Below are 17,042 nucleotides of genomic sequence, written 5' to 3' on the forward strand. Positions count from 1 at the left end.
TCGATGCCGACCGGCTCCATTCAGACTGTTGTGCTCGCTTGGCTCAGAACTCCTGCCAGCTGGCGTCGTTGCTTGGCGCGGTGACCACGGCGCGCGGCTTGGACGCGGCGGTGCGTCCGGCCGCGACCACCTTGGCCTTCAGCGCGGGAGTCACCACCGGCCGCGGCGCGGCGGTGCGCACCGGCGCCAGGGCATGGGCGGCATCGGTCTTGAATACCGCCACCGCGTCGGTGAGCTGGGTGGCCTGGTCTTCCAGCGCACGTGCGGCGGCGGTAGCTTCTTCCACCAGCGCGGCGTTCTGCTGGGTGGCCTCGTCCATCTGGGTGACGGTCTGGTTGACCTGCTCGATGCCGGAGGACTGCTCCTGCGAGGCAGCGGAGATCTCGCCCATGATGTCGGTGACCCGCTGCACGCTGGACACGATCTCGCCCATGGTCTTGCCGGCGCTGTGCACCAGCACCGACCCTTCGGAGACACGCTGCACCGAGTCGTCGATCAGCCCCTTGATCTCCCTGGCCGCCGCGGAAGAGCGCTGCGCCAGCGTGCGCACTTCCGAGGCGACCACGGCAAAGCCGCGTCCCTGCTCGCCGGCGCGGGCGGCTTCCACCGCAGCGTTCAAGGCCAGGATGTTGGTCTGGAACGAGATGCCGTCGATGACCGAGATGATGTCGGCGATCTTCTTGGACGAGGCTTCGATGCCGCTCATGGTCTCCACCACCTTGCTGACGATCTCGCCGCCCTGCGAGGCCACGCCGGCCGCGCCGATGGCGAGTTGGTTGGCTTGCCGTGCGCTCTCGGCGTTCTGCTTGACGGTGGAGGTGAGCTCTTCCATCGAGGCGGCGGTTTCTTCCAGATTGGCGGCCTGCTGCTCGGTGCGCTGCGACAGATCCTGGTTGCCGGCCGCGATCTCGCTGGCAGCGCCCTTGATCGACACCGCCGAGGCCTTGATGCCGCTGACGATCTCGGCCAGCTGCGTGGCGGTGGCATTGGCGTCGTCACGCATCTGCGCGAACACGCCGCGGAAGTCGCCGCTCATGCGTGCGGTGAGGTCGCCGGCGGCGATGGACTGCAGCAGGGTGGAGAGCGACTGCAGGTTGCCGTCGGCGGTGGACATCAGGTTGTTGAGGCTTTCCACCATCAGGCGGAAGTCGTACTGGAAGCGCTCGGCATCGCCGCGGGCACTGAAGTCGCCGTTGGCCGCCGACAGTGCCAGGTGCTTGATCTCGGTATTCATTGCACCGAGATTGACCTTGACCTGCGCCATGGTCTCGCTGAGCACGGCCTTTTCGCCGGGCAGTTTTTCCATATCCTCGGACAGGTCGCCGATCGCGTAGCGGCCCATGATCTGCGCCAGGCGCATCTTCACCGCGATGTGCGAGCCCACCAACGTGTTGGTGTCGTGCGCCATGCGGCCGTACTCGCCGGGGAAGGCAGCGGCATCGATGCGGAAGCTGATCTGGCCATCGTCGTGGCGCTTGGCCATGTCGGTCTGCGCGGCGAGCAGGTTGCGCAACTGCAGCTGCATCTTGCTCATCGCCTTGAGCAGGCGGCCGCTTTCGTCGTTGAATTGGGTGTCGACGTCGTTATCCAGTTTGCCGCCGGCAATCGATTCGGCTGCGCGGGTGGCCCGGCTCAGTGGCTGGGTGAGGCTGCGGGTGATCAGCAGGCCCAGCACGCCGCTCAGCAGCACCACCAGCAGCGAGCCGCCGACCAGCAGCTTGCGCGAGTCGTCCATGGATTGCAGTGCGACCGCAGAGGCCTCACCAGCCAGCTTGTCCTGCAGGGCGATGTTCTCGGCGATCTTGTCCTGCCATTGCTGCATCGCCGGCGCGGCCTGGGTCAGCAGCAAGGGCAGCGCCTCGTCGCTGTGGCCGGTCATGACCAGATCCATGACCTTGTCGTTCAGTCCCTTGACCACGGCGCGGCGGCGATCGATTTCTGCGCGGATCTCACGTCCCTGGTCAGACGGTGGAATCGCATACAGCGCTTCGCGTGCCTTGGAGTAGTCGGCGCGCGCCGCCTGGATGAGCTCGATAAACTTGACATTATCTTCGTTGCTGGTGGGCAGCGCCACGTTACGGATCTGCATCGCAATGACGGAATTGGCATTCATCATGGCGTGGGAGAGGCGGATCTTCTCCATGTTCTGATGCACCAGCTGGTCCACCAGCGCGCGCGCGGAAGTCAGGCCGCGGTAACCGATAAAGGCAATGAGGCCGGATAAAACGATCAGGACAGCAAAAGCCGCCGCCAGCCGAGGTCCGACGTTGTAGCGTTGGAGAAGTGCAGTCATGACAGATCCTGGAAGGCGTTATGCGATGGATGGGAGCGACCGGATAATGCCAGCCTGTATTTTGCGTGACATGTCGCTATGCGCAGTAACGGCGCGCGACCGCAGCACTGAATACCTCGATATCAAAAAAATATATAACTCGGTCAGGCTTGTGAAGAATATAAGTCGCCAGAGATGGAGTTAATCGGTTTTTGTAATCGCTACCAACGGAGATAATGCCGAGCTCGACAATAGGCATATTGATACATAAGTAAAATGTTATTTTAAAGTTGTTTTATTTCCTGTCGGGTTGATATGTCTTTTCAAAAAGCGATGCGGCAATAAAAAAGCCGCGCTCCCAGGAGCGCGGCTTGTGTCTTTTACAGCGGCCAGTGCGCGGCCGCTGCGGCGTTTCCTAGAACTCGGCCCAATCCGACTCGTTGGACGGTGCCAGCGCCACTGCGGCGCGTGCAGCGGGCCTGGCGACCGGCGGCTTGGTCGCCACCGCCGCGCTGGCGGGGGCAGGCCGCTTGGCAGCGATCTGGCGCACCACCGGCGTGGCACGCGTCACCGCTTCCAGTTCGGCCGACAGGCGGAACAGGGCCACCGCTTCGGTGAGCTGCTGCGCCTGTTCTTCCATCGAACGCGCGGCGGCGGTGGCTTCTTCCACCAGCGCGGCGTTTTGCTGGGTGGCTTCGTCCATGTGGGTGACGGTCTGGTTGACCTGCTCGATGCCGGCCGACTGTTCCTGCGAGGCGGCGGAGATCTCGCTCATGATGTCGGTCACGCGCTGCACCGAGGAGACGATCTCGCTCATGGTGGTGCCGGCCTGGTTCACCAGTGCCGAGCCTTCGGCCACCTTGCTGACCGAGTCGTCGATCAGGCTCTTGATTTCCTTGGCGGCGCCGGCCGAACGCTGCGCCAGCGTGCGCACTTCGCTGGCGACCACCGCAAAGCCGCGGCCTTGTTCGCCGGCACGTGCCGCTTCCACCGCCGCGTTCAGGGCCAGGATGTTGGTCTGGAACGCGATGCCGTCGATCACCGAGATGATCTCGGCGATCTTCTTGGACGAGGTCTGGATACCGGACATGGTGGTGACCACCTGGCCGACCACGCTGCCGCCATGCGAGGCGACATCGGCGGCACCGATCGCCAGCTGGTTGGCCTGGCGTGCGTGTTCGGCATTCTGCTTGACGGTGGAGGTGAGCTCTTCCATCGAGGCGGCGGTTTCTTCCAAGTTGGCCGCCTGCTGCTCGGTACGCTGCGACAGGTCCTGGTTGCCGGCGGCGATTTCGCCAGCGGCGGTGTTGATGGCCAGGGTTGAGTGCTTGATGCGCCCGACGATGTCGGTCAGGCGCTGGGTGGTGGCATTGGCATCGTCGCGCAGGCGCGCGAACACGCCGTGGAATTCGCCGTCCATGCGTGCGGTCAGGTCGCCTTCGGCCACGGCGCCGAGCAGCTGCGACAGCTTGCCCAGGTTGCGGTCGCTGACCTCCATCATCGAGTTCAGGTCCGCCACCATCACCGCGAAGTCGTACTTGAAGCGCGCCGCGTCGCCGCGTGCGCTGAAATCGCCGGCCGCTGCGGCCTGCGCCAGCTGCTTGATCTCGGTGTTGATCGACAACAGGCTGGCCTTGGCCGCATCCATGGCCTCATGCAGGATGGCGCGACTGGCCGGCAGACGGCGTGCGTCCTGGGTCAAATCGCCCTGTGCGTACTGGTTGAGGATGCGCACCGCATCGGTGATGGCATCCAGATGCTCGAAGATCATGGTGTTGATGCCAGTGGCCAGGGTGCCGTACACGCCGGGGAAATCCTCCGGCATGCGGTGGGTGATGTCTTCGGCCGCGTGCAGGTGCGACATGCGCGCGGTTTCGTCGCTGAAGCGGCGCAGCATCTGCGTCATGCTGCCGGTGGCGTCGAGCATCTGGCCGATTTCGTCCTTGCTGGTCTTGCTGACCTGCACGCTCAGATCGCCACGCGAGACCGCCTTGATGGCGCCCAGCGCCTTGGACAGCGGATTGGTGATGCTGCGTGCGATCAGCCAGCCGAAGGTCACCGACAGCGCCGCCATCAGCAGCGTGCCGATCAGCAATACCGCGCTGGTCAGCTTGAACGAGGCGTCGCTGGCCGCGACCATGTCGCTCAGGGCCTTGGATTGCTGTGCATAGAGCTTGTCGACCGAGGCGAACAGTTCCTTGCGGATCTCGCCGGACTGCTTGCGCGAAAATTCCATCGCCGCAGCGCGGTCGGGTTCTGCATAGAGCTTGCGCAGCTGCTGGTTGGCGGCAAAGTAACGCGTGCTGGCATCGCTCAGCTTCGCGTATTCGGCCTGCAGCGGCGAGCCGGCGCCGATCTTGGCGTCCAGCAGCTTTTGCGTTTCGACGTACTTGGCCTGGATCTCGTCCATGCGCTTGAAGAACATCGCATAGCGTTCCGGATCGTCCAGATTGACGAACTGGCCCACTTCATAGACGCGGAATTCGCCGGCAAAGCCACGCAGCTCAGATAGACGGCTCAGCACCGGCACCACGTCCTGGTTGATCAGGGTGGTCTGCCGCTGCATCTGCTGCATGCGCGAAAAACCGAGCCCACCAAGCAGGGCGGTCAACACGGCACTCAGGCAAAAGGCAAACATCAGTTTGCGGCGGATCGGCCAATCGTTGAACTTGTTCATCAGTAACTCCGGGGCATTGCGCAGGAACGCTCTCCAGCACGCTAGCGGCTGCCCGGTATGATTCTTTATCTTTGAAGGATGAACGGTGCCGTGGCCGGCTCGCGGATGCCGCGATCAGGCCGCCGGCAACGCTGCCGTGGCGGGCAGGGCGGCACGCCGGTGGCGCGGCCGCTGCGCGGGTGCGGCCCAGGCTTGGGCCGCCTGCACGCGTGGCTCAGAAGTCCTGCCACTGCCCGTCGTTGCCGCTGGCAAGCACCGGCGTAGTTGCCGGCTTGCGTGCAGCCGCTGCGCCGGGGCCGCGCTTGGGCGCAGCCACTGCCGCCGTGGCCGCCGGCGCTGCCGCCATCGGTGCCGGCGCATCGGCAAGGGTGAAGCGCGACACCGCCTGGGCCAGCTGGCCGGCCTGGTCTTCCATGGTGCGCGCGGCGGCGGTGGCTTCTTCCACCAGCGCAGCGTTCTGCTGGGTGGCCTCGTCCATCTGGGTGATGGTGAGGTTGACCTGCTCGATGCCGGCCGACTGCTCCTGCGAGGCGGCGGCGATCTCGCCCATGATGTCGGTGACACGCTGCACGCTGGCCACGATGTCGGCCATGGTGGTGCCGGCCTGCTGCACCAGCACCGAGCCTTCGGCGACCTTGCTCACCGAGTCGTCGATCAGGTGCTTGATTTCCTTGGCGGCACCGGCCGAGCGCTGCGCTAGCGTGCGTACTTCCGAGGCGACCACCGCAAAGCCGCGCCCCTGTTCGCCGGCACGCGCCGCCTCCACTGCTGCATTCAGGGCCAGGATATTGGTCTGGAAGGCGATGCCGTCGATCACGCTGATGATCTCGGCGATCTTCTTCGACGAGACCTCGATGCCGGACATGGTGGTGACCACCTTGGCCACCACCGCACCGCCTTGGGAGGCGACGCCGGCCGCGCCGATCACCAGCTGGTTGGCCTGGCGCGCGCTTTCGGCATTCTGCTTGACGGTGGAGGTCAGCTCCTCCATCGAGGCGGCGGTTTCTTCCAGATTGGCGGCCTGTTGTTCGGTGCGCTGCGACAGGTCGTTGTTGCCGGCGGCGATCTCGCTGGAAGCGGTGTGGATGCTGCCGGCGGCTTGCTGGATGCGTCCGATCACCAGTGCCAGCTGCTCGGCGGTGGTGTTGGCGTCGTCGCGCATGCGGGCAAACACGCCGTGGAAATCGCCCTGCATGCGCGCGCTCAGGTCGCCATCGGCCAGTGCGCTGAGCAGGCGCGAGACCTCGGCGATGCTGACCGCGTTGGCATCGAGCAGTGCGTTGAGCTGTTGCGCCAGCTGCAGGAAGAAGCCTTGCTTGCCGGCGCTGTCGATACGCTTGGACAGGTCGCCGGCCGCGGCGCTGCGCACCACATCGGCCACGTCGATTTCCACGCGTGCCTCGGCGGTGCGGTCGCGCCATTCGCAGACAAAGCCCAGATGCGCACCGGCCGAGTCGCGGATCGCCGAGACATCCTGGGTGATGCATGCCGCGCGGTACTGCACCTGGCGTTGCGCCGAATCCTGGCGATCCAGGCGTTGATAGATCTCCGCATCCTGCGCATTGCCCACTTCCAGCATGGACACCGATTGGCCGATCAGGTTGCTGGAGCGGTCGAACGCCGGCGCGCAGGCATGGATGTCGTCGGCATAGGTCTGCAGCAAGGTCCGCAGCGCGGTGTTGGCGTAGATGATGGTCAGGTCCGGGTCGGCGATGTACATGCCGGTGGAGGCGTTGTCGAGCGCGGTGCGGATGCGCAGGTTTTCCGCAGCGATGCTGCGCTCGCGCTCCAGGCGTTCGCGCAGGTCGCGCTGCATGCGCGCCAGTGCGGCCATCAGGCTGCGCGTGTGATGTGCGGCCACCGGAATGGGCTGGTCCAGGCGACCTTCGGCGATGTGCTGCGCAGCGCTCATGGCCAGCTGCGGCTCGCCGCCGAGCAGGCCGAACACCGAGCGCAGGATCCAGCCGGCGGCCAGTGCCAGGCAGACGAAGGCGAGCACCACCGCGCCGCCTTGCTGCCACATCACCCGGCGGCTGTCCTGTTCGGCCTTGAGCCGATTGGCCTTGTTCAAGGCCAGGATGCGCTCGCTGATCGCGCCCATGCGGGTTTCCAGCTCGGCGAACTTGGCGGTGAAGTCGGCGTAGGCCGCGCCGCTGTCGGCCTGCGTCTCGGCCAGGGTCATGACCTGGTCGGCCGCGCCGATATAGGCCTGCAATGCCGGTGCCGCCGCGTCCAGATCGCTGCGCAGTGCCGGGTCCAGCGGAAGTTTGCGGTTGGCCTGCAGCGCCTGACGAAATTCCGTGGCGTGTTCGCCCAGTGCGCTGCGTGCTTCTGCGATCGCGGCGGCGTCCTGGCGCGAGGCGGCCAGCAGGGCGGCTGTGACGTCGCCGCGCAGGGCGTCGTGCATCATGTCGGCCTGCATGTGGTTGCGCAGCGCATCGGAGGAGATGACCTGTGCGGCGATCGCGTCGAGCAGGCCGCGCTGGCCGTTGTAGCCGACGCCGCCCAGCGCGAGCAGCGCCAACGCTGCCACCAGCACCAGGATCCCCAGCATATGCATGATTTTCATTGTGCGGCCTGTTTCAGAAGCGGAAAGACAGACCCACGCCGAGCGCGTGATCCGGTGAGCGATCGTTGAGGCCGCGGCTGTACACCGCATCCAGTTGCACGTCGTTGCTCAGCAGCCAGGCCGAGCCGACGTCGAGCAGTGCCACGGTGCCGCCGTCCTCGCTGTTGGCGACCTGCGGCAATGCCACTTCCACGAAGGAGCGCACGCGCTCGTTCCAGGCCTTGCCCAGCACCGCACCGAAGATGCCGGCGGTGTAGCGGTTGCCTTGCCCATCGTCGTCCCACACCACGCCGGGCATCACCCCGGCCGAGAGGCTGTCGCTGAGCTCCCATTCGGCCACCAGCCGCAACGATGGCCGTGCACCGTGCCCACGCAGGGCGCGGGCGCCGCTGGGCAGGTCCACATGCAGCAGCCAGGCCAGCGAGGCCTTGCCGTCGTCGGACCCGGCAAGATGGTGCTTGACCCCGAGCGCCACATCGGACATGCCGCTCACCTTGGCCTCGCCGGGTGCGTCGATGCGCTGCCAACCGTCGGTTTCCAGCCGCAGTTCCCAGCTCTGGCCGAGGCCGTAGCGAAACAGCGTGGGCGTGGAATATCCGTCGACCGAGGCATCGCGCTCCCAGGCGACGCTGGTTTCCACCTGCAGCCGGCGGTCGCCGACGGTGAGGCTGGACTCGACGAAATCAGGACGGTCGGTGGCGATCGGATCTTCGGCGCGGGCATGGCCGACGACGCAACACAGCACAATACAGCTGGCAACAAGGCATGGCTTCATGGCAACCCCTGGAACGCGCGAATCTCCGGGCGCATGCGCGAGTCTGGCGACCGGGCACATGCGCTGCTGGACCGGCTGCTACGGTGGGGGCGCAGGCAGTCGATGTCTTCCTCGCTAACGGCAACGGCGGCTGAATCTTTAAGCGTGGCCGATGGCCGGAGCGGGGCAGGGGAACGCGGTCGAGTGTCAGGTCCGCGATAGGACGATGTGGGTGTGCTTCATCCTGTGTCGGCAACTGCGCGCGTGCGCAGCTGCCGACGCCGCACTCAGAAATCCTGCCACTGGCTGTCGTTGCCGGCGACACTGCCGGGCGACTTGCGGGTAGGGGGACGCGGCGGTACCGCCGCACGCTTCTTGTCGGTCGGCGCCCGTGTGGACGGCGCAACCGCGCTGACCACCGGTCTGGCGGCAGGGGCAATCGCCGCCGGCCTGCCGGCATGGCTGAGCTTGAATACCGCCACCGCCTCGGTCAGCTGGCCGGCCTGTTCTTCCATCGCGCGTGCAGCGGCGGTGGCTTCTTCCACCAGTGCCGCGTTTTGCTGGGTGGCCTCGTCCATCTGGGTCACGGTCAGGTTGACCTGCTCGATGCCGCTGGACTGCTCCTGCGAGGCGGCGGAGATCTCGCCCATGATGTCGGTGACGCGCTGCACGCTGGCGACGATCTCGGCCATGGTGGTGCCGGCCTGCTGCACCAGCGACGAGCCCTGCGCCACCTTGCCGACCGAATCGTCGATCAGGTGCTTGATCTCCTTGGCTGCGCCGGCCGAGCGCTGCGCCAGCGTGCGCACTTCGCTGGCGACCACCGCAAAGCCGCGCCCCTGTTCGCCGGCGCGTGCCGCTTCCACTGCCGCGTTCAGGGCCAGGATATTGGTCTGGAACGCGATGCCGTCGATGACCGAGATGATCTCGGCGATCTTCTTCGACGAGACCTCGATGCCGGACATGGTGGTGACCACCTGCGCCACCACCGCGCCGCCATGCGAGGCGACATCGGCCGCGCCGATTGCCAGCTGGTTGGCCTGCCGTGCGTGCTCGGCGTTCTGCTTGACGGTGGAGGTGAGCTCTTCCATCGAGGCGGCGGTTTCTTCCAGGTTGGCGGCCTGTTGTTCGGTGCGTTGCGACAGGTCGCTGTTGCCTGCGGCGATCTCGCTGGCGGCCGCGTTGATCTGCGTGGCCGAGGTCTGGATGCCCGAGACGATGCCGGTGAGTTGCGCCACGGTGGCATTGGCATCGTCGCGCATGCGTGCGAACACGCCCTGGAACTGCCCGTCCATGCGCACGGTGAGGTCGCCCTCGGCCAGCGCGCTGAGCAGGCGGGAAATACGCTCGAGGCCTTGCGAGGTGGTTTCCAGCAAGCCGTTGAGCTGACGGCCGAACTCCAGATAGAAGCCGCGCTTGTCGTCCAGCGCAAGACGCTGGCCGAAGTCGCCCATCAGGGCCGACTGCACCAGCGCGGCGACCTCTGCCTGCGTGCTGACTTCGGCACTGACATTGCGCCACAGCAGCATGCTGCCGCTGCGATGGCCGTCGGCGGCGTAGAGCGGGGTCATGGTCAGATCCAGCGTCACCGGGCCGAAGGTGTAGCGCTCCAGCGTGGTGGACTGCAGTTGCTGCAGGCGCTGCAAGCGCGCCTTGCCCTCAGCATCGCTGCCGAACACGTAGTCCAGCGGTTTGCCGACCACCGCATCGGCGCTGAAGCCCTGCTGGCCCTTGGCATGAAATGCCGCTTCGCCACCCTTGAACGAGGTGTGCAGTGCCTCGGTGATGAACACGGCACTGTGTTGCTCGTCGGCCAGCAGCACTTCCATTTCCGAATGTTCCAGCGCGGTGCGGATGCGCAGGTTTTCGTTGGCGATCTGTGCGTCGCGTTCAATGCGCTGGCGCAGGTCGGTCTGCATGCGCTGCATGGCGCCCATCAGGCGGCCCACTTCGTCCTGGCGCTGCGCGGCAATCTGGTTGTCCAGCTTGCCGGAGGCAATCGCATCGGCCACCTTGGCCGCGGCGTCCAGCGGACCCACCACCTGCCGCCGCAACAGTACGAACAGCGCCAGGCTGAGCACCAGCGCCGAGCCCAGCCCGACCGCCAGAATAGTCCACAACAGGCGATGTGCCTGCTGCATGATCGCCGCATACGGCACCACCACGCCCAGCGCAAAACGCTCCTGCGCCTGGCCGATCTGCAACGGCACATAGGCGCTGACCGTGCCGGCGGCATCCGGCGTGAAGTCCAGATAGTCCTTGCCGGCCCTGGTGGCCGCCAGCATCGCGCGATAGTCGGCGCCGTCGGCCGGCTTGCCGATCCGCGCAGCGTCGCGCGAGGCCAGAATCACCCCGGCGGGCGAGATCAGCTCGACATAGCCATCGTCCATCGGACGCAAGGCGCTCAGGCGCTTCTGCAACGCGGCCAGGGCGAAATCCACCGATACCACGCCCACATACTTGCCCTGATCCAGGATGGGCGTGGACAAGGTGGTCATCAGCACCGGCTTGCCGCCGATCTGGTAATCGTAGGGGCCGGCCACGATCTGCCGGCCCAGCTCGCGCGGTTTGAGGTTCCAGTCGCCGTCGCCGGGTTTTTCGTAACCGACCAGGGGTTCGCGGATCAGCGATTGCCCGTTGTAGGCCCAGTAGGTCATGAAACGGCCGGTGTTGTCGTGACCCTCGGCATCGACATAGTCGCTGTCCTTGCCGTCGAAGGCCTGCGGCTCCCACAACGTGCCCATGCCCACCCATTCGGGATGGTTCTGCAACTGGTCGTGCACGATCGCCGACGCCGCCTCGCGGCTCACCCCGCCATGCGCACGCTGCGCCAGCAGGGCGCTGGCGACCGACTGGCCGGTGGTGAACGCCTGTCCCAGCTCGCTGCCGATCTGTTCGGCCTGATAGCGCGCCGCGTTCTGCATCGTGGTCTGGGCCGAGGCGATCAGTGCGCGACTGCTTTGCCAGTAGCTGATCGCTGCGGTCAGGCCGAAGCACAGCAACGCAGCAACGGCGGTGCCGAGCATCAGGCGATACGCAAGACTGCCGCCGGAGCGGGGTTGCGTGGGGGACGAGGGCATGGGCGTGGCTTCGAAGTGAGGGAGGGAGTGCGGGAACGATCTGGCAGTCATCAGCTGGCGACGCGCAAGGCCTCCGCGCGCGCGGCACCGCGGCCGCTGCCGCGCTGCGCCGACGAGGCAGCGCTCACGCGGAAGCTGGATACCGCCTCGTCAAGCTGCTGCGCCTGCTGCTGCATGGCGTTGGCGGCGGCGGTGGCTTCTTCCACCAGCGCGGCGTTCTGCTGCGTGCTCTCGTCCATCTGGGTGACGGTGAGGTTGACCTGCTCGATGCCGGCAGACTGTTCCTGCGAGGCGGCGGAGATCTCGCTCATGATGTCGGTCACGCGCTGCACCGAGGACACGATGTCGGCCATGGTCTTGCCGGCCTGATCCACCAGCGCCGACCCCTGCGCCACCTTGCCGACCGAGTCGTCGATCAGGTGCTTGATCTCCTTGGCCGCGCCGGCCGAACGCTGTGCCAGCGTGCGTACTTCGCTGGCGACCACCGCAAAGCCGCGGCCCTGTTCGCCGGCACGCGCCGCTTCCACCGCTGCGTTCAAGGCCAGGATGTTGGTCTGGAAGGCGATGCCGTCGATGACCGAGATGATCTCGGCGATCTTCCTGGACGAGGTCTGGATGCCGGACATGGTGTCCACCACCTGGCTCACCACCTGGCCGCCCTGCGAGGCCACCGAGGCGGCACCGATCGCCAGCTGGTTGGCCTGGCGCGCGTGCTCGGCGTTCTGCTTGACGGTGGCGGTGAGCTCCTCCATCGAGGCGGCGGTTTCTTCCAGGTTGGCGGCCTGCTGCTCGGTACGCTGCGACAGGTCGTTGTTGCCGGCGGCGATCTCGCTGGCCGACCCGGTGATGGCACCGGCGGCCTGCTGGATGCGCCCGACGATGCCGGCCAGCTGCGTGGCCGTGGTGTTGGCGTCATCGCGCATGCGTGCGAACACGCCGTGGAACTGACCATCCATGCGCGCGGTGAGGTCGCCTTCGGCCAGCGCGGCCAGCAGCTCGGACAGCTTGCCCAGGTTGCGGTCGCTGACTTCCATCATCGCGTTGAGGTCGTTGATCATGCGCGCCGAGTCGTGCTTGAAGCGCGTGGCATCGCCGCGCTGGCTGAAGTCGCCATTGGCTGCGGCCTGGGCCAGGCGCTTGATCTCGGTGTTGATCGCCAGCAGGCTGGCCTTGGCCGCATCCATCGCTTCGTGCAGCACCGCACGCGTGCCGGGCAGGCGCGCGGCGTCGCGCGACAGGTCGCCTTGCGCGTACTCGTTGAGGATGCCGATCGCATCGATGATGGCGTCCAGGTGTTCGAAGATCATCGTATTGATGCCGCCGGCCAGTTCGCCGTAGACACCGGGGAAATCGGTGGGCATGCGGTGGCCGACGTCTTCGCCGGCGTGCATGTGCACCATCACCTTGGTCTGCGCGGAGAAGCGCTCCAGCGTGTGCACCATGTCGTCGGTGGCCTTGAGCATCTGGCCGATTTCATCGCTGCCGTGCTGTGCGGTGCGCACGCTCAGGTCGCCACGCGCCACGCCCTTGATGGCGGCGAGCGCACGCGAGACCGGCTCCAGGATCGAATTGCCGATCAGCCAGCCCACCAGCAGGTTGAGCAGCACCAGCACGCCGCCGGCCAGGGTGACGACGCCGGTGAAGGCCAGCGCCTGCGACTGGGTGTCGTCCAGATACACGCCGGTGCCGATCACCCAGCCCCACGGCTTGTACAGCGCGGCGTACGAGGTCTTCTGCACCGGCTCTTTTTCACCCGGCTTGGCCCAGGCGTAATCGACGTAGCCGCCGCCGGCCTGCGCCGCAGCGACGAAGGCCGGGAAAATCCGCTTGCCGTCCGGGCTCAGCACATCGTTGAGCGGCTTGCCGTTGAGATCCGGGCGGATGGGGTGCATCAGCATCACCGGCGTCTGGTCGGTGACGTAGATGTAATCCACGCCGCCACGTGCGCGCATGGTGGACAAGGTATGCAGCGCGGCTTTCTTGGCACTGTCCACATCCATCTCGCCCTTCTCGGCGCGCTCGGCGTAGCCATTGACCACCGCAATCGCCATCTCGATCTGGCTCTTGAGCCCGTCGCGGCGCGTATCGGTGAGATCCACGTATTGCATGCGGGCGGCGATCACCGCCAGCGCGATGATGCCCAGCGCCACCAGTGCGGTCTGCGCCAGAAACTTGCGCTTCAGCGGAACGTTGGCCAGCGTGTTTGCAATCGTGGTCTTGAAGGTCATGGCAGGTATCCAGCAAAGGAATGTGACCGGGATAAGTCGAATAGCGACCTGATCCCCAAAAGGTTGAGTGCCGCGCGATAGCCGGTCTGATGGCGGTTTTTCAGCGTGTTTGCGGCTGTGGCCGCATGCCGAGCGCGCCTGAGCCGGTTGCCGGCGCTGCGCGGCGATTGCGCGCACCCGCGCGGGCAGGGCATGCGGCATTGGGATCAGTCGGGGCAGGGCGCACGCTTACCTGCACGGCAGGCCGCGTGGTTTGGCGCGGCGCCTGCCTGGCTAACCGGGAATGCTGCAGCGCCGCCGCGACCACCCGGTCGCAATGCGGGCAATGCTCAGTTGCGTTGCGTGGTGCGCACGCTGGCGACCGATTGCTGCAGGGCCTGCAGTTCGGTCCACAGCACATGGCGCGTGTCGCCGGCATGGCCCAGCGACAGGGCCTGCGCGTATTGCAGGTCGCCCTCGTGCAGGGCGCGGTTGGCCTGCCGATGCTGCGCCAGGTAGTGACCCAACTGCTGCTGCACCAGCGCAAACTGGCGCGCCTGCTCGCCCTGCGGCGCGCTGGCCTGGAAGTAGCCTGCATGTCGTGCAATGCGTTGACGCAGCTGACCCAGGCGCTCGTCGTAGGCCTCGATGCGGGCGGGATCGTGCGCGGCGGCAAGCTGCGCACGCTGGTCGTCGCGCAACTGCACCAGGTCGATGGCGAGCGACTGCAACGCGCTCATCGGGATGTTGTCCAGCAGGACCGAGACCGGCGCGGCCGGCGCTGCGAAGGAGGGCGGTAACCAGACGCTGGCAGCCAGCAGCGCGACGGCGAACACCGAGCCCAGCATGTGGCGGACAGAGCGGGGTGAGTTGACGGTAGGCATGCGGACTTCCTTGGACGTGGCGCGGGCCAGGCAGCCCTCATTGCTCCTGGTATCGGCCGTCGAAGCTTGTGCTTGATCACCTTTCGACCAACGGCAGCATTGCCAGGCGATCGCAGGGATGCTGTGGTGCGTCTGTGAGTCGCTGCCGGATGGCAAGACGCCCCGACAGGATCGGGGCGTTGCGGGTGTCGATGTAGAGGTGCCAGACCCGACAGCGCGGTTGCCTGTTCCCGCGCACGACAGTGGCGTGCAGCCCCTGGGGAGGGGACGAAGGCAGCCTCGTTTGGCTTAAACCACGGCCAGATGCCGCGGGGCGGACTGGCGGCTTGCCGGCGACAGCGCAGCATGCGGCTGGATCTTGAAGATCGCCACCGCATCGGACAGCTGGCCAGCCTGTGCTTCCATCGTACGCGCAGCGGCGGTGGCTTCCTCCACCAATGCCGCGTTCTGCTGGGTGGCCTCGTCCATCTGGGTCACGGTCAGGTTGACCTGTTCGATGCCGGCCGACTGCTCCTGCGAGGCGGCGGAGATTTCGCCCATGATGTCGGTCACGCGCTGCACCGAAGACACGATGTCGGCCATGGTCTTGCCGGCCTGATCCACCAAGGCCGAGCCCTGCGCCACCTTGCCGACCGAATCGTCGATCAGTTGCTTGATTTCCTTGGCCGCACCGGCCGAGCGCTGCGCCAGCGTGCGTACTTCCGAGGCGACCACGGCAAACCCGCGCCCCTGTTCGCCGGCACGCGCCGCCTCCACCGCCGCGTTCAAGGCCAGGATATTGGTCTGGAACGCGATACCGTCGATGACGCTGATGATGTCGGCGATCTTCTTGGAAGACACCTCGATCCCGGACATGGTGGTAACCACCTGTGCGACCACGCTGCCGCCTTGCGAGGCCACTGCGGCGGCGCCGATCGCCAGCTGGTTGGCCTGGCGCGCATGCTCGGCGTTTTGCCGCACGGTGGAGGTGAGCTCTTCCATCGAGGCGGCGGTTTCTTCCAGGTTGGCCGCCTGCTGCTCGGTGCGCTGCGACAGGTCCTGGTTGCCGGCAGCGATGTCGCTGGCGGCCGAATTGATCGAGCCGGCGGCCTGCTGGATGCGCCCGACGATGCTGGCCAGTTGCTCGGTGGTGGCGTTGGCATCGTCGCGCATCTGCGCGAAGACGCCGTTGAACTGGCCGTGCATGCGTGCGGTCAGGTCGCCGGCGGCAATCGCCTGCAACAGCGTCGACAGGGAGCGCAGGTTGGCATCGGCGGTGGCCATCAGCTGATTGAGGCTGTCCACCATCGCGTGGAAATCGTACTGGAAACGCTGCGCATCGCCGCGCACGCTGAAGTCGCCGTTTGCAGCGGCCTGTGCGAGCAGCCTGATCTCGCTGTTCATCGCCGACAGGTTGTGCTTGACCGTATCCATGGTCTGACTGAGCACGGCTTTTTCGCCGGGCAGGCGGTCCATGTCCTGGCTCAGATCGCCGACTGCATAGCGCGACATGATCTGCGCCAGCTTCATCTTCACCGCGATATGCGAGCCGACCAGACTGTTGGTGTCGTGCACCATGGTGCCGTAATCGCCCGGAAATGCGCTTTGATCCATGCGGTAGCTGATCTCGCCGGCCTCGTGGCGTTGCGCCATTTCCGATTGCGCCGCCAACACTGCCTGCAGTTGTCGCTGCATGTCCTGCATGCTGCGCAGCAGCTGGCCCGCTTCGTCGCGGCTGTCGACATGGATGGCGTTATCTAGCTTGCCTTGAGCGATGGCGCCGGCCACCCGCGTGGCGCGACCGAGCGGCCCGGCGATGCTGCGGGCGATGAACCAGCCTGCGGACGCGGCCAGCAGCACCGCCAGCGTCATCGCTGCGAGCATGATGCGCACCGAGGTTTGATACGCCGCTTCGGCCATGGCGATTTCGGCATTCATCTGCGCGGTATTGAACTTGGTCAGCTCCACCAGCTTGGCGAACAGATCCCGACGTGCCGGGCGCGACTGCTCGTCGGACACGGTGTTGGCGGTGACCAGGTCGCCGGCACGCACGGCTGCGCCAAGCGCCGCGTTGGCCTTGTAGTAGTCGGCGAGCTTCTGCTTGACTGCCTCGTACAGCTCGGCCTCCTTGCCCGGCTGCGTGGTCCTGGCATACGCAGTCTGCGCGATCTCGACCTCGCTGCGGGCCTTGTCCATGCGCTCGAAGTAGTTCTGCACCGCCTTCGGGTCGTCTGCGTGCGCAAGTTGCGCGAGCTCGTAGGTGCGGAATTCGCCAAGCAGCGCGCGCATTTCGCTGAGCTGTTGCACCGCCGGTGCCCAGGTATAGCCGATCTCGCGCAGCAGATGCGCACTGGATTGCATGCGTGTCAGCGCGAATACGCCGAGGCTGAGCGTGATCAGGACGGTAATGGAAAAGGCAACGGCGAGCTTGCGGGCAACGGCGAGATTGCGGAACCAGTTCATCGAAGTCATCTCGTGCGTACAGAGATCAATGGGCAGCGTTGGCGTCTGCAAGCGGGCAGACGCGCCAGGACGGTCGCTGAGTTGGACATGGCCGCGGGCCAGGACACCCCGCGGGTCGTGCCATGCCGCGCGGGTTCGGCGCTGCCGGCGGGCCCCA

General features: G+C 66.2%; 7 protein-coding genes and 1 pseudogene. All 8 read right to left on the bottom strand.

Going from position 1 to position 17,042, the window contains the following annotated elements:
* Positions 1-43 precede the first annotated feature (43 nt).
* Positions 44-2,293 carry a methyl-accepting chemotaxis protein gene (locus tag AC1PLS_RS09870; RefSeq protein WP_184434620.1) on the bottom strand — a complete coding sequence of 750 codons (2,250 nt, stop codon included), beginning with the start codon at positions 2,291-2,293 and terminating at the stop codon, positions 44-46.
* Positions 2,294-2,687: 394 nt separating this feature from the next.
* On the bottom strand, positions 2,688-4,949 hold the full coding sequence (locus AC1PLS_RS09875) for a methyl-accepting chemotaxis protein (protein ID WP_184434618.1): 2,262 nt from the start codon (positions 4,947-4,949) through the stop codon (positions 2,688-2,690).
* A 214-nt stretch (positions 4,950-5,163) separates the two neighbouring features.
* A complete protein-coding gene (locus tag AC1PLS_RS09880) occupies positions 5,164-7,518 on the bottom strand; it encodes a methyl-accepting chemotaxis protein (protein ID WP_184434614.1) in 2,355 nt (784 codons plus the stop codon).
* A gap of 13 nt (positions 7,519-7,531) precedes the next feature.
* Positions 7,532-8,293, bottom strand: a complete 762-nt coding sequence (locus AC1PLS_RS09885) for a transporter (RefSeq protein WP_102257021.1) — start codon at positions 8,291-8,293, stop codon at positions 7,532-7,534.
* 266 nt (positions 8,294-8,559) lie between these two features.
* Complete coding sequence (locus AC1PLS_RS09890; protein WP_184434611.1) at positions 8,560-11,352, bottom strand: methyl-accepting chemotaxis protein; 2,793 nt, start codon at positions 11,350-11,352, stop codon at positions 8,560-8,562.
* Positions 11,353-11,402: 50 nt separating this feature from the next.
* On the bottom strand, positions 11,403-13,580 hold the full coding sequence (locus tag AC1PLS_RS09895; protein ID WP_104568477.1) for a methyl-accepting chemotaxis protein: 2,178 nt from the start codon (positions 13,578-13,580) through the stop codon (positions 11,403-11,405).
* 329 nt (positions 13,581-13,909) lie between these two features.
* Positions 13,910-14,443 (bottom strand): hypothetical protein, encoded by a 534-nt coding sequence (locus tag AC1PLS_RS09900; protein WP_102252065.1) that lies wholly within the window; start codon positions 14,441-14,443, stop codon positions 13,910-13,912.
* Between the two features lie 297 nt (positions 14,444-14,740).
* A pseudogene (locus AC1PLS_RS09905) lies at positions 14,741-16,885 on the bottom strand (methyl-accepting chemotaxis protein); the annotation flags it as partial.
* Positions 16,886-17,042: the final 157 nt, after the last annotated feature.

This window comes from Xanthomonas sp. NCPPB 3218, assembly GCF_056725185.1.